Below are 20,608 nucleotides of genomic sequence, written 5' to 3'. Positions count from 1 at the left end.
CTCCTACAATCACCGGCTTTTCCGACACCCCTCCATGACCCCGCTGCTGCTCATTGCCCCCCTCCCTCCGGCCGACGCCGCGGGTGAGTACGACTGGGCCCAGGCCGGCGACGACGGCATTGCATTGCGCAACCAGGGCCGCGCGCTGCTGGCGCTCCTGCCCTCGGGCAGCGAAGTCACGCTGGGCATTCCTTCGGCGGCGCTGTCGTGGCACCGCGTCACGCTGCCCAAGGGCAGCATGGGCAGCGCCTCGAAGCTGCGCGCCGTGCTCGACGGCCTGCTCGAAGAGCACCTGCTCGACGACCCCGAGGCCCTGCACTTCGCGCTCGAACCCGACGCGAAGGCCGGCGGGCCGGTGTGGGTGGCGGCCTGCAACCGCATCTGGCTGCGCAGCATCGTGCAGGGGCTCGAAGCGGCCGGGCGCCGCGTCGTGCGCATCGTCCCCGAATTCGCACCGCAGACGGCCGATGGCCCGCCGCTGCTGCAGATCACCGGCGAGCCCGAGGCCCCGCAGCTCACCGTGAGCGATGCCGACGGCGTGGTCTCGCTGCCGCTGGCCGGTGCCGGGCTCGCGCTGTCGGGCGGCCTGCCGCTGGACACCGCCGTCATCACCACCGAACCCGCGGTCGCCGAGGCGGCCGAGCACCTGCTGGAGCGCCGCGTGCCGATCGTGCAGGCGCCGCAGCGCTGGCTCAACGCCGCGCGCACGCCGTGGGAGCTCGCGCAGTTCGACCTTGCCGCAACGGGCCGCGCGCGCGCCGGCAAGAAATTCGCCTCCGTGCTGCAGACGCTGCGCTACGCACCCGAATGGCGCGCCGCACGCTGGGGCGTCGTCGTGCTGCTGCTGACCCAGCTCATCGGCCTCAATGCCTGGGCCTGGAAGGAGCGCAATGCGCTCGAGTCCAAGCGGCAAGCCGCCAAGACCGTCCTCACGCAGACCTTTCCCTCGGTGAAGATCGTGATCGACCCGCAACTGCAGATGACGCGCGAAGTCGCGGCGCTGCAGCAGGCCGTGGGCGACGTGGCCGCGACGGATTTCGAACCCATGGTCGGCGCGCTCGCCACCAACCTTCCGCCCGGCCGCACGCCTTCGGCCGTCGACTACAGCGGCGGCCAGCTGCGCCTGCGCGGCCTCGGGCTGCAGCCGTCGGAGGTCTCGCAGATCACCGGCGCGATGGCGCCGCGCGGCTACAACGTGCGCACCGAGGGCGACCTGCTGCTCGTGCAGGCCGAGGCCACCCGATGAACTTCAGCGAACAACTCAAGGCCCGCTGGGCCGCCCTCGCGATGCGCGAGCGCCAGATGGTCGGCGCGGCCATCGCGCTCGTGGCCCTCGTCTTGCTCTGGTGGGTTGCGCTCGCTCCCGCGTTGCGCACGCTGGCCGCGGCACCGGCCGAACACGCGCAGCTCGATGCGCAATTGCAGCAGATGACCACCTTGCAGAACCGCGCGAAGGCGCTGCAGTCGCAGCCCCGGCTCGCCCGCGACGACGCGCTGCGCTCGCTGGAGACCTCGGTGCGCGAGGGCTTGGGCGTCAACAACGCGCAGCTCATGACGGCCGGCGGCGATGGCGCCACCGTCACGCTGCGCGCCACGCCCGCCAGCACGGTCGCCCAGTGGCTCGCGCAGGCGCGCGGCAACGCCCATGCGGTGCCGCGCGAAGTGCACCTGACACGCGCCCCCGCCACTCCGCCGGCGCCGGGCAGCAAGGACGCCCCGCAGCTCCCGCAGGTCCGCTGGGAGGGCACCGTCGTCATGGCACTGCCCGCCCCCCGATGAACAGCCCGGCATGGTGACGCGCGCCCCCCTCTCCTCGCTCTCGGAGCCCAGGCCGCGACGCGGCTGGCGCTGGGCCCTCGTCGGCATCGTGATCGGTGCGGCGCTCGCGGTGGTGCTGTTCGCACCCGCGCGCTGGCTCGCCTCGGCGCTGTCCAGTTGGAGCCAGGGCCGGCTGCTGCTGGTCAATCCGCGCGGCACGGTCTGGAACGGCGCGGCCGCCGTGGTGTTCGCCAGCGGCTCCGGCAGCGCGCAGGCCATCTCGCTGCCCGGCCTCCTGCACTGGCGTCTGCGGCCGGGCTTCAGCGGCGTCTTCGCCTCGCTCGACCTGCCCTGCTGCGCGCCCCGCCCGCTCGAACTCAAGGCCAGCCCGCGCGGCAACGGCGTGAAGGTCGACTGGCAGGACGGCCGCTCGCGCTGGCCCGCCACGATGCTCACGGGCCTGGGCGCGCCGTGGAACACGCTCAAGCTCGACGGCGCGCTCGACCTCTCCACCAAGGCCTTCTCGCTGCAGTGGGAGGGCCCGGTGCTCCGCATCGCGGGCCAGGCCACGCTGGATGCCACCGATGTTTCCTCCAGCCTGTCGACCCTCAAGCCGATGGGCAGCTACCGGCTCTCGCTCGAAGGCGGCAACAGCCCCACGCTGCTGCTGAGCACGCGCGAAGGCAGCCTGCAGCTGAACGGCAGCGGCAGCTGGAGCGGCACCGCTTTCCGCTTCAACGGCGAAGCCAGTGCCGCGGCCGGCCGCGAAGACGCTCTTTCCAATTTGTTGAACATCATCGGACGACGCGACAACGCACGTTCGATCATCACCCTGGGTTGACCATGATGAAGCCACTGTCCACACCCGGCGCACGCTTGGGCATCGTCGCACTCGCGGCGCGCCTGCTGATCGCGGCGTCCTTCCTGCAGGTGCTGCCGCCCGCCTTCGCGCAGGGCGACGCGCCGCGGCGCGGCGAACCGATCACGCTCAACTTTTCCAACGCCGACATCGAGGCCGTGGCCCGCACCATGGCGGTGGTCACCGGGCGCGACGTGGTGGTCGATCCGCGCGTGAAGGGCACGATGAACCTGGTCACCGACCGCGCGATCCAGCCGGCCGCTGCCTTCAACCAGTTCGCCTCGGCGCTGCGCCTGCAGGGCTTTGCGGTGGTGGAGGCCGACGGCCTCTACAAGGTGGTGCCCGAGGCCGACGCCAAGCTGCAGAGCAGCACCGTGAACACCTCGATCGGCGCCACGGCGTCCTCGGGAAGCAACCAGATCGTCACGCAGATCTTCCGGCTCAATTACGAGTCGCCCAACAGCCTGCTGCCGGTGCTGCGCCCGCTGATTCCGCCGAACAACACCATCAACGTGAACCCGGGCAACAACTCGCTCGTGATCACCGACTACGCCGACAACATGCGCCGCCTGGCGCGCATCATCGCGGCGCTCGACGTGCCCAATGCGTCGGACATCGAGATCATCCAGCTCAAGCACTCGGTCGCGAGCGACCTGCTGCCGCTGGTGCAGCGGCTGGTCGACGGCAGCGGTTCGGGCGCGGCACCCGGTGCTGCGCCTGGCGCGGTCGATGCGTCGTTCCGCACCACGCTCCTGGCCGACCCGCGCAGCAACGCGCTGATCCTGCGCGCGGCCAACCCGGCGCGCGCGCAACTGGTGCGCACGCTGGTCGAGAAGCTCGATCGTCCGCCCGTGGACAGCAGCAACGGCCTGGCCGGCAACATCTACGTGGTCTACCTGAAGAACGCCGATGCGGTGCGCCTGGCGGCCACGCTGCGCGCCGCGATGGCGGCGAACCAGCAGTCCACGCCGGGCACGCCCGGTGCCACCGGCGGCGGTGGCGGCAGCCCCGCGCCGCAGCAGGCCAGCTTCCAGCAAAACAACCAGAACAGCCTGAGCGGCAGCGGGCAAAGCGGCTCGCCGGCCGCCAATGCGCCGCTCAACAACGCCAACCAGCCGTCCACCGGCGGCCAGATCCAGGCCGACCCGTCGACCAACTCGCTGATCATCACGGCGCCCGAGCCGCAATACCGCCAGATGCGCGCGGTGATCGACAAGCTCGACGGCCGGCGCGCGCAGGTCATGATCGAGGCGCTGATCGTCGAGGTGAGCGCGAACAAGGCCGCGAACTTCGGTGTCCAGTGGCAAAGCGCGTTGGGCAACAACGCGGTCATCGGCACCAACTCCAGCCTGAACAAGATGAACATCCTGGCGCTGACCCAGGCGCTGGCCACCCGGAATGCCGCGGGCCTGGCGACGTCGATCCAGCCGGGCCTGAACCTGGGCATCGCCGGCAAGATCGGCGGCCAGTACATCCTGGGCGCGATCGCCAACTTCTTCAACAGCGACGGCGATGCCAACGTGCTCTCCACGCCCAACCTGCTGACGCTGGACAACGAAGAAGCCAAGATCATCATCGGCCAGAACGTGCCCTTCCCCACCGGCTCCTACGCCAGCACCTCGGGCTCGGTGGGCGTGAACCCGTTCACCACCGTGGAGCGCAAGGACGTGGGCCTCACGCTGCGCGTGCGCCCGACCATCAACGAGAACGGCACCGTGCGGATGACGATCTTCCAGGAGACCTCGACCGTCGACCAGAACTCGCTGAGCAACCCCAACGGCCCGACCACCAACAAGCGCTCGATCGAGTCGAGCGTGCTGGTGGAAGACGGCGGGCTGGTCATGCTGGGCGGCCTGCTGTCGGACACCTACAACAACAACATCGAGAAGGTGCCGCTGGCCGGCGACATCCCGGTGCTGGGCAACCTGTTCAAGAACGAGAACCGCACGCGCAGCAAGAGCAACCTCATGATGTTCCTGCGCCCCGCGGTGATGCGCGACGGCGCCTCGACCGAGGCCTTCGCCTACGACCGCTACGACGAGATCCGTGGCCAGCAGATACAGACGCAGCCGAACACCGACAACGTCATGCTGCGCGGTGTGGACGCCGCCCCCGTGCTGCCCGACTCGGCGCTGCAGCGCTCGAACAACCGCGGCAGCGGCAGCACCCGCATGGAAGGCACGCAGCTCATTCCGCCGCCGCAGCCGCTGTCCGATACCCGCAAGCTCGCGCCTAGCCCGCTGCGCGGCGCCCTGCCTCCCACGGCCGACCCGGTCAGCGCGCGCGAACTGCCTTGATGTCCATGCGCTACCCGCTCCCCTACGCATTCGCACGCAGCCAGCAACTCCTGCTCGAAGCCGCCGACGACGGCCGCTACACGCTGTGGATGTCGTCGCACCCCGCGCGCAGCGCGGTCGGCGAGGTGGCGCGCAAGTACGGCGTGCAGGCCTTTGAGGTGCTGGCCGACGGCGCGCTCGCGCAGCGCATCAGCGCGGCCTACGCACAGGGCGAATCCAGTGCCGCCGCGGTGGTGAGCGAAGTGCAGAACGACGCCGACCTCTCGCGCATGATGCAGGAGCTGCCCGCGGTCGAGGACTTGCTGGCCAGCGCGGGCGACGCGCCCATCATCCGCATGCTCAACGCGCTGCTCACGCAGGCCGCGCGCGACGGCGCGAGCGACATCCACATCGAGCCCTACGAGCGCACCTCGTCCGTGCGCTTTCGCATCGACGGCACGCTGCGCGAGGTGGTGCAGCCCAACCGCGCGCTGCACGCCGCGCTGATCTCGCGGCTGAAGATCATGGCCGACCTGGACATCTCCGAGAAGCGGCTGCCGCAGGACGGGCGCATCTCCTTGCGCATCGGCACGCGCGCGGTCGACGTGCGCGTCTCCACGCTGCCCAGCGCGCACGGCGAACGCGCGGTGCTGCGTTTGCTGGACAAGAGCGAATCGAAACTCACGCTCGAATCGGTGGGCATGCAGGGCGACACGCTGCAGCGCTTCGAGAAACTCATCACGCAGCCGCACGGCATCATCCTGGTGACCGGGCCCACCGGCTCGGGCAAGACCACCACGCTGTATGCCGCGCTCGCCCGCCTGGACGCGAGCCGCAGCAACATCATGACGGTGGAAGACCCCATCGAGTACGAGCTGCCGGGCGTGGGCCAGACGCAGATCAACGCCAAGATCGAGCTCACCTTCGCCAAGGCGCTGCGCGCCATCCTGCGGCAGGACCCGGACGTGATCATGATCGGCGAAATCCGCGACTTCGAGACCGCGCAGATCGCCATCCAGGCCTCGCTCACCGGTCACCTGGTGCTCGCGACGCTGCACACCAACGATTCGGTCAGCGCCGTCACGCGCCTGACCGACATGGGCGTCGAGCCGTTCCTCTTGAGCTCGTCGCTGCTGGGCGTGCTCGCGCAGCGCCTGGTGCGCAAGGTCTGCACGAGCTGCGGCGGCGCGGGCTGCGACGTCTGCGGCCAGACGGGTTACCAGGGCCGCACGGGCATCTTCGAACTGCTCGTGGCCGACGAAACGGTGCAGGGCCTCATCCACAGCAAGGCGGCCGAGAGCGACCTGCTCAAGGCCGGCGCGCGCGGCGGCCTGCGGCTCATGCGCGAGGACGGCGAGCGGCTGGTGCAGGCCGGCATCACTTCGCGCGCCGAACTCCTGCGCGTCACGCGCGACTAGCGCCGCGGTCTCGCCATGCCCGCCTATTCCTTCGAAGCCATCGACGCCAGCGGCCAGTCGCGCGAAGGCGTGCTGGAGGCCGACACCGCGCGCAGCGCTCGCAGCCTCTTGCGCGCGCAGGCGCTGATTCCGCTGTCGGTCACGCCGGTCGGCAGCGACCACATCAACGGCACCGGCCAGCGCAGCGGCCTCAGCCGCTGGCTGGGCGGCGGCAAGCGCGTGTTCAATTCCACGGGCCTTGCCGTGTGGACCCGGCAGCTCGCGGGCCTCGTCTCCTCGGGCCTGCCGCTCGAACGCGCGCTCACGGCGCTCACCGACGAAGCCGAGTCCGAACCGCAGCGCAACCTCGTCGCCTCGCTGCGCGCCGAGGTCAACGCGGGCTCGCCCTTCGCGCGCGCGCTGTCGGCGCACTCGCGCGAGTTCTCGCCCATCTATACCGCCGTGATCGGCGCCGGCGAGCAGAGCGGCAACCTCGGCCTCGTGCTCGACCGCCTGGCCGACGACCTGGAAGAACGCCAGGCGCTGCAGCAGAAGCTGATCGGCGCGGCGCTCTATCCGGCCATCGTCACGCTGGTGGCGATCGTGATCGTGATCTTTCTCGTGAGCTACGTGGTGCCGCAGGTGGCGCAGGTGTTCGCGGGCACCAAGCGCTCGCTGCCCTTCCTCACCACCGTGATGCTGTCGCTGAGCGCGGGCGTGCGCAACTACGGCTGGTGGATGCTGGGCGGCGTGGTGCTCGTCGCCGTCGGCGTGCGACTGGCCTTGGCGCAGGAGGCCTTCCGCCTGAAATTCGATGCCGCATGGCTCAAGCTGCCGCTGGTCGGCAAGCTCGCGCGCGGCTACAACGCGGCGCGCTTCGCCAGCACGCTGGCCATGCTCGCCACCGCCGGCGTGCCGATCCTGCGCGCGCTGCAAGCGGCCTCCGAAACGCTGGGCAACCGCGCGATGCGCGCCGACGCGCTCGATGCGCTGGTGCTGGTGCGCGAAGGTGCGCCGCTGGCCTCCGCGCTCGCGCAGAAGAAACGCTTTCCGGGCCTGGTGTCGATGTTCGCGCGCCTGGGCGAGCAGACCGGCACCCTGCCGCTGATGCTGCAGCGCGCAGCCAACCAGCTGGGCGCCGAAGTGCAGCGCCGCGCGATGCACCTGGCCACCATCCTGGAGCCGCTCTTGATCGTGGCGATGGGCGGCGTGGTGATGCTGATCGTGCTGGCCGTGATGCTGCCGATCATCCAGCTGAACCAGTTCGTCAAATAACCCGGGGGCCTTGCCACCATGGCCAATCGAAGCTACCTGTTCGCCAGCCCGTTCGTGCCGGGGCCCGACCCCGCGAAGGACGATCCACGGCAGGTCAAGGGCATCTCGGAGCGCAACTACGACATACCGCTGGTCTACCAGCTGCTGGTGTCCGCGGACGTGCAGCTGTGCCGCTCGACGATCTGGACCCGCCTGGAGGAACCCACCGCGCTGGCAGGCCGCGCCGGCGCGGGCATCGACCGGCTCCAACGGTTCCTGGCCCGCATCGACCACCCTTCGGTCGGGCCGCTGCGGGACGAGGCCCTCGGCTTCCTGAACCGCCACGCCGACCGCAACGGCTACTTCGTGCTGGAGTGCGCCGAGATCCTCGACATGGGCGACGAGCCGCTGGGCGAGCAGGCCGCGAGCCTGCTGCGCGACGTGCAGGACATCGACGCGGAGATCGAAGCCGCCATCGCCCGGCTCGCTCCGAAGAAAAAGAACTTCTGGGAGCGCATCTTCACGCCGTCGCAGGAGAGCATCGAGGCGCCCCTGCGCGAGTTGGGCCTGGGCTACTGGTCGGATACGCTCTACTACGCGCCCAATGACGCGCCCAACGACGCGAACTGAATCACCCCATGCCAGTCACCCTCGAAGACAAACTCGTGGTCGCGATTTCCTCGCGGGCGCTGTTCAACCTCGAAGAAGAGAACCGCATCTTCGAGGCCGGCGACAACGAGGGCTACATGAAGCTGCAGCTGGACCGGCTCGACGTGCCGGCCGCCCCCGGCATCGCGTACTCGCTGATCCGCAAGCTCCTGCGCTTCAACGACGACGGCGTGCAGCGCGTGGAGGTGGTGATCCTTTCGCGCAACGACCCGGTCTCGGGCATGCGCATCTTCAAGTCGAGCGCGGCGGCCGACATCAAGCTGCAGCGCGGCGTGTTCACGCAGGGCCGCCCGCCCTTCGGCTACCTGCGGCCGCTGCGCGCGCACCTCTTTCTCTCGGTCAATGCGCAGGACGTGCGCGAGGCGCTCGGCGCGGGTTTTCCGGCCGCGCGGGTGCTGGTCGAATCGGTGAAGGCGAGCGACGCCTGGCCCAACGAAGTGCGCATCGCCTTCGACGGTGACGCGGTGCTGTTCTCCGACGAAGCCGAGCGCGTGTTCCAGGCCGAGGGGCTGGACGCCTTCCAGGCCCACGAACTCAGCAAGGCCGACCTGCCGCTGCCCGAAGGCCCGTTCAAGCCGCTGCTGATGGCGCTGCACCGGCTGCAGATGGCGGGCAACGCGCAGATGCGCATCCGCACCGCGCTGGTCACCGCACGCAGCGCACCGGCGCACGAGCGCGCGATCCGCACGCTGATGAACTGGAACATCCGCGTCGACGAAGCGATGTTCCTCGGCGGCCTGCCCAAGGGCGAGTTCCTGCGCGAGTTCGAGCCCGATTTTTTCTTCGACGACCAGACCGGTCACGTCGATGCGGCCTCGCGGCACGTGCCCGCGGGCCATGTGTCCAGCGGCATCAGCAACGAAGGCTGACCCCCGGGCTGCGCGCACTTCGTGCCGCTTCGCCTGACCCCTTGCAGGGGGCAATACCAGCGGCCCGGCAAAGCCGGTTCCGCGGTATTCCTGGAACGAGATCCCATCCCTCTTCTTTTGAAGCGTTGACCTCGCGCGCCGTCACGCGCACGACTTCGCTCTGTCATCGCGCATTCATTGCCGCGTAACGCGCGCTTCTTAGCCTCGCTGTCTGTTCGGTGCGCAGTGCCCTTGTGGCACTTTTTTTTTGCCGCGCCGGCTTCCATCCCTCCGACAGACAGACCCACCGGCTTACTCCGATGCGCCCGACCACACCTTCGCACGCCCCGTTTTCCACGCGCTGGCTCCTGCCCCTTGCCACGTCCATCGTGCTTGCCGCCTGCGGCGGTGGCGGTGGCGCCGCGTTCCCGCTCGTCAACGTGCCTCCCGTCGGCAACGGTGGTGGCGGCGGCGGCAATCCGCCGGCGCCCGGCACGAACCAGGGCAAGAGCGGCCCCAAGGCCCTTGTCGTCGAGATCGACGGCCTCACGCACGCCGCGTTGCGCGATGCCATCGCACAGAACAAGGTGCCCGCGCTGCAGTCATTGCGCATCGCACCGGCATGGACCGGCGGCGCCAACGGCACGCCGAGCGAACAGCGCACCACCGACGGCCCGGGCTGGGCCGCGCTGCTCACGGGCACCTGGGTGCCGCGCCACGGCGTGCGCTGGGACACGACCGACCAGCGCATCGATGCGAAGCTCGCGCCGTCGGTCTTCGCGCTCGCCAAGCAGAACAAGGCGGCCGGCTACAAGACCGCGTCGGTCACGGCCAACGCGCTCTATCCGCTGCTGCTGGCCAACGAGAGCGGCACCGTCGACGGCGCCGTCGATTGCGCGGGCGCCGATGCCTGCGTGACCGAACGCACCGCGCAGTTCATCGACGCCGGCTACGACCTCACGCTCGCGCAGTACAGCGCACCGGCCGCGGCCGTCGGCAACGGCCTGAAGAGCGACGCCTACCAGCGCGCGATCGCCGACACCTCGGCCGCCGTCGGCAAATTGCTCGCACGCATCGCGCAACGCACCGCCAACGATGCGAAGGAAGACTGGCTGGTCATCCTCACGACCGGCCACGGCCTGGATGCCTTCGGCACCGCCACCGGCCTGCAGGCCATCGACAGCAAGACCGTCTTCATCGCCAGCAACAAGACGCTGGCGGCGCTGCCCGGCACGGGCGCGGCCGCGCCGGCCGATGCCGCGCTGCTGCAGTTCGCCGCGGCGACCGACATCGCGCCCACCGTGCTGCGGCACCTCGGCGCCCTGCCGGCCGCGCAGGCCTACACCTTCAACGGACAGGCGCTGCAGGCCGCCACCTCGCTGCGCAATCTCTCGGCCAAGGCGGGCGCCGACAAGACCAGCATCGAACTCGCATGGACGCTCTCGGGCGACGCGAGCGCGCCGGTGCTGGTGCTGCGCGACGGCAAGCTGGTGGCCACGCTGCCGGCCGGCTCGACCGCCTACAGCGATTCCATCGTGGCCGACGCCGACGGCGTCTACACCTACCAGTACACCGTCGTCGCCGGCGAAGCCAGCGTCGCACTTGCTGCGCAGCTGGCCTACGTGAAACCCGCGACGCTCGCGCCCACGCTGGCGAACGGCCTCGTCAACTACTACCCGCTGGACACGCTGCCGGCCGCGGACCTGAAGAACGCCTCCACCCTCGCGCCGTGGGCGGCCGATGCCAACGGCGGCACGGTGGTCGACGACGGTTTCAAGATTCCCTACAAGGTCAAGGCGCTGCGCGTGGACAGCACCATGAAGAACGCGGGCGGCTCGGCCGGCTACCGCCTGCTGCAGACCACCGACGTGGCGACCAACCCGGCCGTCACTGCCTACACCCTCGGCTTCTGGGTGCGCACCGACGACACCTGCAGCCAGGGCGTGAGCAACGGCGCCTCGATGCTCGCCAACAAGAACTACACCACCGGCGCGAACGCGGGCCTGGCCATCGGTCTCTTCGGCAGCTGCGAGATCCGCTTCAACGTGGGCACCGGCGGCGCGCGCGCCGACAGCAACGGCTACGGCCTCACCGCGGGCCAGTGGGCCTACGTGGCGGTCGTGATCGACAAGGCCAACCTCAAGCTCACGGGCTACGTGTTCGATTCGGCCCGCGCCATGCAGACCGGCAGCGCCACGCTCACGAGCGCGCTGGTCGCGCAACTAGGGGGCCTGAAGAACGGCATCGGCCTCAACGAAGACGGCACCGGCCAGTACTACCAGCGCGAGACCAGCTCGCCGCGCGGCGCAATGGACTTCAACGAGTTCGCGATCTGGAACCGCGCGCTCACCACCGACGAGCTCACCAGCATCTTCAAGTCGGGCCAGCCGCTGATGTTGCTGCCCTGAACCGTCCCCTGATCACCCACCGAAAACAAACGACCCGAGAGGATCCCCATCATGCGAATTCCATTCCTTGCCACGCGCTTCGTGCCCGTGCTGTCCACGCTGATCGTGGCCTGCGTCCTGTCCGCCTGCGGTGGCGGCAGCGATGGCGGCGGCGGCGGCGGTGGCTTTTTCGGCGGCCTGCCCGGCGCCGGCACGCCGCCCACCACCACCCCGCCCACGACGACCCCGCCCGCCACCGGCGTCGCCCCCGTGAAGAGCTGCGCGCCCTGAGCGCCCGCGACATGAACCCGCAGAACGACAAGCCCATGAAGAACTCGCGCCGCAACTTCCTCACGAGCACCGCCACCACCGGCGCTGCCGCCCTCGCGCTCTCGGCCTTTCCGCCCGCCATCCGCCGCGCGCTGGCCATTCCGGCCAACAACAAGACCGGCACCATCCAGGACGTCGAGCACATCGTGATCCTGATGCAGGAGAACCGATCGTTCGACCACTACTTCGGCACGCTCATGGGCGTGCGCGGCTTCGGCGATCGCTTCACCATTCCGCTGCCCAAGGGGCTGAACGTGTGGCAGCAGAGCGATGCCACCGGCAAGCCGATCCTGCCCTACCACCTGGACAGCCGCAAAGGCAATGCGCAGCGCGTGAGCGGCACGCCGCACTCGTGGGGCGATGGCCAGAACGCCTGGGACGGCGGGCGCGCCTACCAGTGGCCGCGCTACAAGACCAACGCGTCGATGGGCTACTTCAAGGAGACCGAGGTCGCCTTCCAGTTCGCGCTGGCCAACGCCTTCACGCTGTGCGACGACTACCACTGCAGCATGCACACGGGCACCAACTCGAACCGCATGTTCCACTGGACCGGCACCAATGGCCCGGGCGGCCAGTTGGGCAGCAGCGTCGCCGGCGTGGCCTCGGTCAACAACGAGTGGGACTCCATTGACAGCTCGGCCACCGGCTACGAATGGAAGACCTACCCCGAGCGCCTGCAGGAGGCCAAGGTCAGCTGGATCGTCTACCAGAACATGCCCGAGAACTTCGGCGACAACCCGATGGCGGGCTTCAAGCAGTACCGCCTGGCCAACGAGGCCTCGGGCAAGCCGGTGAGCAACGGCGCGATCTCGCCCGTGTACGACCCGGCGAGCGACGACGCGGGCAACCCGCTCTACAAGGGCATCGCCAACACGATGGGCGACGGCGGCTTCCTGGAGCAATTCCGCCAGGACATCAAGGGCGGCAAGCTGCCGCAGGTGTCGTGGATCATCGCGCCGGCCACCTACTCCGAGCACCCCGGCCCGTCGAGCCCGGTGCAGGGCGGCTGGTACATCCAGGAAACGCTGGACGCGCTCACCGCCGTGCCCGACGTGTGGAGCAAGACCGTGCTGCTCATCAACTTCGATGAGAACGACGGCTACTTCGACCACTATCCGTCGCCGGCCGCACCCTCGCTCAACCCCGACAACTCGATGGCCGGCAAGACCACGCTGCCCGAGGCGGACCTGGCGGTGGAGCGCTTCACGCATCCCAAGCCGCCGGGCACCACCGGCCAGCCGGCGCCCGACGGCCGCGTCTACGGACCCGGCGTGCGCGTGCCGATGTACGTCGTCTCGCCGTGGAGCCGCGGCGGCTGGGTGAACTCGCAGGCCTTCGACCACACCTCGGTCATCCGCTTCATCGAGACGCGCTTCGGCGTGAAGGAGCCCAACATCTCGCCGTTCCGGCGCGCGGTGTGCGGCGACCTCACGAGCGCCTTCAATTTCGTGACGCCCAACACCGAGGCGCTGCCCACGCTCGGGGGCCGCACGACCCGCACCGGCGCCGACAAGACGCGCAGCGACCAGGAGGCGCTCGCGCAGGTGCCGCTGCCGCTGGACCCGCAGCTGCCGCGCCAGGCCACCGGCACGCGCCCCTCGCGCGCGCTCCCCTACGAACTGCATGCGAGCGCGCGCGCCGATTCGATCGGCGGCAAGGTGCAGCTGCTGTTCGCCAACAGCGGCAAGGCCGCGGCCGTGTTCCACGTCTACGACAAGCTGAACCTGGACCGCCTGCCGCGCCGCTACATGGTGGAGCCCGGCAAGTCGCTGGACGACGCCTGGGCCGCCGCGACCGACAACAGCGGCTTCTACGACCTGTGGGTGCTCGGGCCGAACGGCTTTCACCGCCACTTCAAGGGCGACCTCAACGCGCTGCGCACGAGCGGTGCGAACCCCGAGGTGCGCGTGTGCTACGACATCGCCAACGGCAACGTCTACCTGGAGATGCTCAACGCCGGCACGAACGCCGCCAGGTTCACGGTGCGCGCCAAGGCCTATCGCAACGACGGCCCCTGGGGTGCCACCGTTGCCGGAGGCGCCAAGGCCGAGCAGCTGTGGGAACTGGCCGGCAGCGGCCAGTGGTACGACTTCGCGGTGACCTGCGATGCCGACCCGGCCTACTACCGGCGCTTCGCGGGCCGCGTGGAAACCGGCAGGCACACGGTGAGCGATCCGGCGATGGGCCTGGCCGATCTGTGAACCTTGCGCACGCCGACAACAGATGAACTCACGCCGCAAATTCCTCACGGGCAGCGCCACCACCGGCGCCGCCGCGCTGGCGCTCTCGGCCTTTCCGCCGAGCATCCGCCGCGCCCTGGCGATTCCCGCCAACAACAAGACCGGCACGATCATGGACGTGGAGCACGTCGTGATCCTGATGCAGGAGAACCGCTCGTTCGACCACTACTTCGGCACGCTCAAGGGCGTGCGCGGCTTCGGTGACCGCTTCACCATTCCGCTGCCCAAGGGCCTGAACGTGTGGCAGCAGAGCGATGCCGCCGGCAAGCCGATCCTGCCCTACCACTTCGACAGCCGCAAAGGCAATGCGCAACGCGACGGCGGCACGCCCCACGACTGGAACGACAGCCAGAACGCGTGGGACAACGGCCGCATGTACCAGTGGCCGCGCTACAAGACCAACAAGGCGATGGGCTACCACAAGGAGGCCGAGGTCCCCTTCCAGTACGCACTGGCCAATGCCTTCACGATCTGCGATGCGTACCACTGCGGGATGCACACCGGCACGGATGCGAACCGCTCGTTCCACATCACCGGCACCAACGGAGCGACCGCGCAAGGCGTGGCGTTCGTGCGCAACGAGTGGGACTGGATCGAGGGCAAGCCCGCATCGGCGAACACCGGCTACACGTGGAAGACGTATGCCGAGCGCCTGGAGGATGCAGGCGTCAAGTGGATCAGCTACCAGAACATGCCCGACGAATGGGGCGACAACATGCTGGGCGCGTTCCAGCAGTTCCGCCAGGCCAACCTCGCCTCTGGCTTTCCGGTCTCCAGCGGCGGTGCGCCGCAGAAGCCTTACGCGCTGACCGGCCAGGCGCTGCCGTACCACGCCTACGACGCGGCCTCGGACAACGCGAAGAACCCGCTCTACAAGGGCGTGGCCAACACGCTGCCGGGCACGACGCCCGAGACCTACCTGGACGCCTTCAAGCGCGACATCCGCGAGGGCAAGCTGCCGCAGGTCTCGTGGATGAATGCCCCCTCGATCTACTGCGAGCACCCCGGTCCCTCCAGCCCGGTGCAGGGCGCCTGGTTCCTGCAGGAAGTGCTGGACGCGCTCACCGCCGTGCCCGAGGTGTGGAGCAAGACCGTGCTGCTCATCAACTTCGACGAGAACGACGGCTACTTCGACCACGTGCCCTCGCCCTCGGCGCCTTCGCCCAATGGCGACGGCAGCTACGCCGGCAAGACCACGCTGGCCGATGCGGACCTGGGCGCCGAGTACTTCACGCATCCGGCGCCGGCTGGCAGCGGCAGCCAGCCCAAGCCCGATGGCCGCGTCTACGGCCCGGGGCCGCGCGTGCCGATGTACGTGATCTCGCCGTGGAGCCGTGGCGGCTGGGTCAGCTCGCAGGCCTTCGACCACACCTCGGTGCTGCGCTTTTTGGAAACGCGCTTCGGCGTGAAGGAACCGAACATCTCGCCATTCCGCCGCGCGGTGTGCGGCGACCTCACGAGCGCCTTCAACTTCGCCACGCCCAACAGCGAGGCGCTGCCCACGCTCACGGGCCGCACGACGAAGGCCGATGCCGACAAGCTGCGCACCGACCAGCAGGCGCTGCCGCAGGTGCCGCTGCCGCTGGACCCGCAGCTGCCGCGCCAGTTCACCGGCACGCGGCCTTCGCGCGCGTTGCCTTACGAATTGCATGCGAGCGCCAGGGCCGACACGATCGGCGGCAAGGTGCAACTGCTGTTCGCGAACACCGGCAAGGCGGCTGCGGTGTTCCACGTCTACGACAAGCTGAACCTGGACCGCCTGCCGCGCCGCTACATGGTGGAGCCGGGCAAGACGCTGGACGACGCATGGGCCGCGATGACAGACAACAGCGGCTTCTACGACCTCTGGGTGCTCGGGCCGAACGGCTTTCACCGTCACTTCAAGGGCGACCTCAATCGCCTGCGCGCGGGCGATGCGGCCGTGCCCGAAGTGCGCGTGTGCTACGACATCGCCAACGGCAACGTCTACCTGAGCATGCGCAACGACGGCAAGAACCCGTGCAGGTTCACCGTGCGTGCGAAGGCCTACCGCGACGACGGCCCGTGGACCGCGACGGTCAACGGCGGTGCCACAACCGACCAGCACTGGGAACTCGCCGCGAGCGGCCAGTGGTACGACTTCGCGGTGACCTGCGATGCCGATGCGAGCTACTACCGCCGCTTCGCGGGCCGCGTGGAAACCGGCAAGCACACGGTGAGTGATCCGGCGATGGGGTTGGCCGATCTTTGATCTTTTGTGAGGGGGTTCCCGGGGTGGGTGCACAGGCCACCGGGTACTCCCCTCCGCGAATGTCCCCCGGGCTTCGCCCTCCTCCTTTATTTCGCTGCGGGGAGCACCCGATGCCCTGCGCACTTGGGCACGCTCTGGGTGAACCGCGGATCAACGACTGCTCTGAAGCGCTCGCGCTGATGGTGGGCTCTGTTTCGCGAAATCAAGGGGAGGCCGCAGGCCGGAGGACATTCGCGAAACAGAGCCCACCGTCGGCGCGAGTGCCGCCCCGAATACGTAGCAACGGCCTTCCCGCGTTTCGCACGCTTACACCTCGCCCCCTCCGGTTCATGGCGATGTCACGAGCATTTTTTAGCCTCGAGTCCAGCGGCCTCCACGACCTGCGTGGAGTGCCCGCACAACAACTCCAAGAGGATCTCTTTCGATGCAACTTCTTTCTTATCCCATGCGGCTTGCACCCGCACTGATCGTGACCTGCATGCTCGCCGCCTGCGGTGGCGGCAGCGATGGCGGCGGCGGCTTCTTCGGCGCCCTGCCCGGTGCCGGCGCGCCCCCCACGACCACCCCGCCCGTCACGACGCCGCCCGATACCGGCGTCAAGCCCGAGATGCGCTGCGCGCCCTGATCGCACGACGAGAAACACCCAGAACAAAACACCATGACCTCACGCCGCAAATTCCTCACGGGCACCGCGACCACCGGTGCCGCCGCGCTCGCGCTCTCGGCCTTTCCGCCGAGCATCCGCCGCGCCCTGGCGATCCCCGCCAACAACAAGACGGGCACGATCATGGACGTCGAGCACGTCGTGATCCTGATGCAGGAAAACCGTTCGTTCGACCACTACTTCGGCACGCTCAAGGGCGTGCGCGGCTTCGGCGATCGCATGACCATTCCGCTGCCCAACGGCCTGGCCGTGTGGCAGCAACTGGACGACGCCGGCAAGCAGGTGGTGCCCTACCACCTGGATGCGACCAAGGGCAACGCGCAGCGCGTGAGCAGCACGCCGCACACCTGGGTCGACTCGCACAACGCCTGGGACGGCGGGCGCCTCTACCAATGGCCGCGGTACAAGAAGGTGAGCAACAAGGCGCCCTTCACGCAGTCGATGGGCTACCTCGCGGAAGCCGAGCTGCCGTTCCAGTTCGCGCTGGCCAACGCCTTCACGATCTGCGACGACTACCACTGCGCGATGCACACCGGCACGCACGCCAACCGTTCGTTCCACTGGACCGGCACCAACGGCCCCAACAGCGCGGCCGGCGGCAACCAGGCCTACGTGAACAACGTCAACCCGTGGAGCTCCACCGGTCCCTCGACCGAAGGCTACGAGTGGAAGACCTATGCCGAGCGCCTGCAGGAAGCCAACGTCAGCTGGATCGTCTACCAGAACATTCCCAACAACTACGGCTGCAATCCGCTCCTGGGCTTCAAGCCGTACCGCAAGGCGAACGAGACTTCGGGCAAGCCGGTGAGCACGTCCGGAGCGCAGGGCTCCTCGCCCGCCTACGCGCCCGGCGACGATGCCGGCAACCCGCTCTACAAGGGCACGGCCAACACGCTGCCGGTGGCCGACCAGGCGGCCTTCGATGCGGGCGCGATCTTCGATGCGTTCCGCGCCGACGTGAAGGCCGGCCGCCTGCCACAGGTCTCGTGGGTCATTCCGCCGGACGTGTACTCCGAGCACCCCGGCCCGTCGAGCCCCGTGCAGGGCGCCTGGTACATCCAGGAAGTGCTGGACGCGCTCACCGCAGTGCCCGAGGTGTGGAGCAAGACCGTCTTCATCGTCAACTTCGACGAGAACGACGGCTACTTCGACCACGTGCCCTCGGCCTCGGCGCCTTCGCCGATTCCCTCGGCCGACCCGGGCGTGAAAACCTTCGCCGGCAAGACCACGCTGTCGGACGCGGACCTGAGCTACGAGTACTTCAACCACCCCAAGCCCCCGGGCATGACCGCCTCGCAGCCCACGCCCGACGGCAACGTCTACGGCCCCGGCATGCGCGTGCCGATGTACGTGCTCTCGCCGTGGAGCCGCGGCGGCTGGGTCAACTCGCAGACCTTCGACCACACCTCGGTGCTGCGTTTTCTCGAAGCGCGCTTCGGTGTGAAGGAAACCAACATCAGCCCGTTCCGCCGCGCGGTGAACGGCGACCTCACGAGCGCCTTCAACTTCGCCACGCCGAATGAAGAGGCGCTGCCCACGCTCGCAGGCCGCCGCAGCAAGGCCGAGGCCGACCAGGTGCGCGCCGCGCAGGACGCGCTGCCGCAGGTCACGCCGCCGGGCGATGGCAAGCTGCCGGTGCAGGTCACGGGCACGCGGCCGTCGCGCGCGCTGCCTTACGAGCTGCATGCGAGCGCCAAGGCCGACACGACCGGGGGCAAGGTGCAGCTGCTGTTCGCCAACAGCGGCAAGGCCGCGGCCGTGTTCCATGTCTACGACAAGCTGAACCTGGACCGCCTGCCGCGCCGCTACATGGTGGAGCCGGGCAAGTCGCTGGACGACACCTGGGCCGCGGCCGCCGACAACGCCGGCAAGTACGACCTGTGGGTGCTCGGGCCGAACGGCTTTCATCGCCACTTCCAGGGCGACCTCAACGCCGTGCGCGCGGGCGATGCGGCGGTGCCCGAGGTGCGCGTGTGCTACGACATCGCCAACGGCAACGTCTACCTGAGCATGCGCAACGACGGCAAGGCGGCCTGCAAGTTCACCATCCGCGCCAAGGCCTACCGCGGCGACGGCCCGTGGACCGCGACGGTGAACGGCGGCGCCACGACCGACCAGCACTGGGAGCTTGCAGCGAGCGGCCAGTGGTACGACTTCGCGGTCACCTGCGATGCCGACCCGGCCTACTACCGGCGCTTTGCCGGCCGCGTGGAAACCGGCAAGCACACGGTAAGCGATCCGGCGATGGGCTTGCCGGACCTCTGAGCCTCGCGCGCAAAATGCCGGCATGCTGATCCTTCGACATGCCGACATCCTCGTCACCATGGACGCCGCGCGGCGCGAAATCGCCGACGGCGCCGTGGTGACCGACGGGCCCGCGGTGGCCTGGGCCGGGCCCACCGCCGAGCTGCCCACCGCGTACCTCGACGCGCTGCGCAACGGCCAGGCCGAGGCCATCGACATGCATGGCCATGTGGTGATGCCGGGCCTGGTCAACACGCACCATCACATGTACCAGAGCCTCACCCGCGCGGTGCCCGAGGCGCAGGACGCGGAGCTCTTCGGCTGGCTCACGAACCTGTACCTGCTGTGGGCGCGGCTCACGCCCGAGATGATTCGCGTCTCGACGCAGACCGCGATGGCCGAGCTGATGCGCTCGGGCTGCACCACCACGAGCGACCATCTCTATCTCTTTCCGAACGGCTCGAAGCTGGACGATTCGATCGAGGCGGCCGATGCGATGGGCATGCGCTTCCACGCAGCGCGCGGCAGCATGAGCGTGGGCCGCAGCGCCGGTGGCCTGCCGCCCGACGAGGTGGTGGAAACCGAGGAGGCGATATTGCGCGACAGCGAGCGCCTCATCGGCCGCTGGCACGATGCCTCGCGCCATTCGATGCGCCGCATCGTGCTCGCGCCCTGCTCGCCGTTCTCGGTCTCGCGCGACCTGATGCGGCTGTCGGCCGAGCTGGCGCGCGAGCGCGGCGTGTCGCTGCACACGCACCTGGCCGAGAACGACAACGACATCGCCTACTCGCGCGAGAAGTTCGGCATGACACCGGCCGAGTACGCCGAAGACCTGGGCTGGGTCGGCCGCGACGTGTGGCACGCGCACTGCGTGAAGCTGGACGAGGCGGGAATTGCATTGTTCGGTCGCACCGGCACGGGCGTGGCGCACTGCCCGTGCTCGAACATGCGCCTGGCCTCGGGCATCGCGCCCATCGGGGCGATGCGGCGCGCGGGCGTGTCCGTGGGCCTGGGCGTGGACGGCAGCGCATCGAACGACGGCGCGCACATGCTGGGCGAAGCGCGGCAGGCCATGCTGCTGCAGCGCGTGGGCTACGGCCCCGCGGCGATGACGGCGCGCGAGGCGCTGGAGATCGCGACGCTCGGCGGAGCGCGCGTGCTGGGGCGCGACGACATCGGCGCGCTCGAGCCGGGCATGTCGGCGGACATCGTGGCCTTCGACATGCGCGGCGTGGCGCACGCGGGGGCGTGGCATGACCCGGTGGCGGCGCTGGTGTTCTGCACGCCGGGGGAAGTTTCGTTGAGCGTGATCAACGGGGAGATCCGCATTCGTGAGGGGCGCTTCACGGGGCTGGAGCTGACGCCGCTGCTGGCGAAGCATCGGAATCTGGCGCGGACGCTGTACGAGAGCGCGCGGCATCCGCATGTGGCTGCGGGGTAGGCGCGGCCGGG

The 20,608-nt window shown here is 69.3% G+C and carries 15 protein-coding genes; all 15 read left to right on the top strand.

All coding sequences use genetic code 11. The features are described from left to right. The first annotated feature begins 34 nt into the window (after positions 1-34). Positions 35-1,246, top strand: coding sequence for a type II secretion system protein GspL (gspL, locus tag BM133_RS24265; protein WP_093439542.1), 1,212 nt, complete (start codon positions 35-37; stop codon positions 1,244-1,246). Continuing rightward, on the top strand, positions 1,243-1,779 hold the full coding sequence (gene gspM, locus BM133_RS24260) for a type II secretion system protein GspM (protein ID WP_093439540.1): 537 nt from the start codon (positions 1,243-1,245) through the stop codon (positions 1,777-1,779). The genes gspL and gspM overlap by 4 nt, the downstream gene beginning before the upstream one ends. A 10-nt stretch (positions 1,780-1,789) precedes the next feature. Beyond that, positions 1,790-2,599: a type II secretion system protein N gene (gene gspN / locus BM133_RS24255; RefSeq protein WP_093439537.1), complete on the top strand. Its 810-nt coding sequence runs from the start codon at positions 1,790-1,792 to the stop codon at positions 2,597-2,599. Positions 2,600-2,601: 2 nt separating this feature from the next. Further along, complete coding sequence (gene gspD / locus BM133_RS24250; protein WP_093439534.1) at positions 2,602-4,914, top strand: type II secretion system secretin GspD; 2,313 nt, start codon at positions 2,602-2,604, stop codon at positions 4,912-4,914. 5 nt (positions 4,915-4,919) lie between these two features. Beyond that, on the top strand, positions 4,920-6,311 hold the full coding sequence (locus BM133_RS24245) for a GspE/PulE family protein (protein WP_093440363.1): 1,392 nt from the start codon (positions 4,920-4,922) through the stop codon (positions 6,309-6,311). A 15-nt stretch (positions 6,312-6,326) separates the two neighbouring features. Next, positions 6,327-7,565 (top strand): type II secretion system inner membrane protein GspF, encoded by a 1,239-nt coding sequence (gene gspF, locus BM133_RS24240; RefSeq protein WP_093439531.1) that lies wholly within the window; start codon positions 6,327-6,329, stop codon positions 7,563-7,565. A gap of 18 nt (positions 7,566-7,583) precedes the next feature. Beyond that, entirely contained in the window at positions 7,584-8,174 is a 591-nt protein-coding gene (locus tag BM133_RS24235; RefSeq protein ID WP_093439528.1) for a DUF7822 domain-containing protein, read from the top strand. An 8-nt stretch (positions 8,175-8,182) separates the two neighbouring features. Then, a complete protein-coding gene (locus tag BM133_RS24230; protein WP_093439525.1) occupies positions 8,183-9,082 on the top strand; it encodes a 5'-nucleotidase in 900 nt (299 codons plus the stop codon). 299 nt (positions 9,083-9,381) lie between these two features. Then, complete coding sequence (locus tag BM133_RS24225) at positions 9,382-11,469, top strand: LamG-like jellyroll fold domain-containing protein (protein WP_093439523.1); 2,088 nt, start codon at positions 9,382-9,384, stop codon at positions 11,467-11,469. Positions 11,470-11,520: 51 nt separating this feature from the next. Then, positions 11,521-11,739, top strand: coding sequence for a hypothetical protein (locus BM133_RS24220; RefSeq protein ID WP_093439520.1), 219 nt, complete (start codon positions 11,521-11,523; stop codon positions 11,737-11,739). 35 nt (positions 11,740-11,774) lie between these two features. Next, on the top strand, positions 11,775-13,979 hold the full coding sequence (locus tag BM133_RS24215; protein ID WP_093440361.1) for a phosphocholine-specific phospholipase C: 2,205 nt from the start codon (positions 11,775-11,777) through the stop codon (positions 13,977-13,979). Positions 13,980-14,001: 22 nt separating this feature from the next. Beyond that, positions 14,002-16,248, top strand: a complete 2,247-nt coding sequence (locus tag BM133_RS24210) for a phosphocholine-specific phospholipase C (RefSeq protein ID WP_093439517.1) — start codon at positions 14,002-14,004, stop codon at positions 16,246-16,248. Between the two features lie 424 nt (positions 16,249-16,672). Further along, on the top strand, positions 16,673-16,873 hold the full coding sequence (locus BM133_RS24205) for a hypothetical protein (RefSeq protein WP_093439515.1): 201 nt from the start codon (positions 16,673-16,675) through the stop codon (positions 16,871-16,873). A 33-nt stretch (positions 16,874-16,906) separates the two neighbouring features. Further along, positions 16,907-19,177 carry a phosphocholine-specific phospholipase C gene (locus tag BM133_RS24200; protein WP_093439513.1) on the top strand — a complete coding sequence of 757 codons (2,271 nt, stop codon included), beginning with the start codon at positions 16,907-16,909 and terminating at the stop codon, positions 19,175-19,177. Between the two features lie 22 nt (positions 19,178-19,199). Next, the gene (locus tag BM133_RS24195) at positions 19,200-20,597 is read left to right on the top strand and encodes an 8-oxoguanine deaminase (RefSeq protein ID WP_093439511.1); all 1,398 of its coding nucleotides are present in this window, start codon (positions 19,200-19,202) and stop codon (positions 20,595-20,597) included. Positions 20,598-20,608 lie beyond the last annotated feature (11 nt).

The sequence above is a fragment of the Variovorax sp. 770b2 genome (assembly GCF_900115685.1).
GTDB lineage: Bacteria > Pseudomonadota > Gammaproteobacteria > Burkholderiales > Burkholderiaceae_C > Variovorax.
This window is presented reverse-complemented; position numbering and strand designations above follow the sequence as displayed.

Excerpts from the sequence above, each read along its gene's own strand:
- gspL (WP_093439542.1), top strand. The coding sequence starts at position 35 with ATGACCCCGCTGCTGCTCATTGCCCCCCTCCCTCCGGCCGACGCCGCG.
- gspM (WP_093439540.1), top strand. The coding sequence starts at position 1,243 with ATGAACTTCAGCGAACAACTCAAGGCCCGCTGGGCCGCCCTCGCGATG.
- gspN (WP_093439537.1), top strand. The coding sequence starts at position 1,790 with ATGGTGACGCGCGCCCCCCTCTCCTCGCTCTCGGAGCCCAGGCCGCGA.
- gspD (WP_093439534.1), top strand. The coding sequence starts at position 2,602 with ATGATGAAGCCACTGTCCACACCCGGCGCACGCTTGGGCATCGTCGCA.
- BM133_RS24245 (WP_093440363.1), top strand. The coding sequence starts at position 4,920 with ATGCGCTACCCGCTCCCCTACGCATTCGCACGCAGCCAGCAACTCCTG.
- gspF (WP_093439531.1), top strand. The coding sequence starts at position 6,327 with ATGCCCGCCTATTCCTTCGAAGCCATCGACGCCAGCGGCCAGTCGCGC.
- BM133_RS24235 (WP_093439528.1), top strand. The coding sequence starts at position 7,584 with ATGGCCAATCGAAGCTACCTGTTCGCCAGCCCGTTCGTGCCGGGGCCC.
- BM133_RS24230 (WP_093439525.1), top strand. The coding sequence starts at position 8,183 with ATGCCAGTCACCCTCGAAGACAAACTCGTGGTCGCGATTTCCTCGCGG.
- BM133_RS24225 (WP_093439523.1), top strand. The coding sequence starts at position 9,382 with ATGCGCCCGACCACACCTTCGCACGCCCCGTTTTCCACGCGCTGGCTC.
- BM133_RS24220 (WP_093439520.1), top strand. The coding sequence starts at position 11,521 with ATGCGAATTCCATTCCTTGCCACGCGCTTCGTGCCCGTGCTGTCCACG.
- BM133_RS24215 (WP_093440361.1), top strand. The coding sequence starts at position 11,775 with ATGAAGAACTCGCGCCGCAACTTCCTCACGAGCACCGCCACCACCGGC.
- BM133_RS24210 (WP_093439517.1), top strand. The coding sequence starts at position 14,002 with ATGAACTCACGCCGCAAATTCCTCACGGGCAGCGCCACCACCGGCGCC.
- BM133_RS24205 (WP_093439515.1), top strand. The coding sequence starts at position 16,673 with ATGCAACTTCTTTCTTATCCCATGCGGCTTGCACCCGCACTGATCGTG.
- BM133_RS24200 (WP_093439513.1), top strand. The coding sequence starts at position 16,907 with ATGACCTCACGCCGCAAATTCCTCACGGGCACCGCGACCACCGGTGCC.
- BM133_RS24195 (WP_093439511.1), top strand. The coding sequence starts at position 19,200 with ATGCTGATCCTTCGACATGCCGACATCCTCGTCACCATGGACGCCGCG.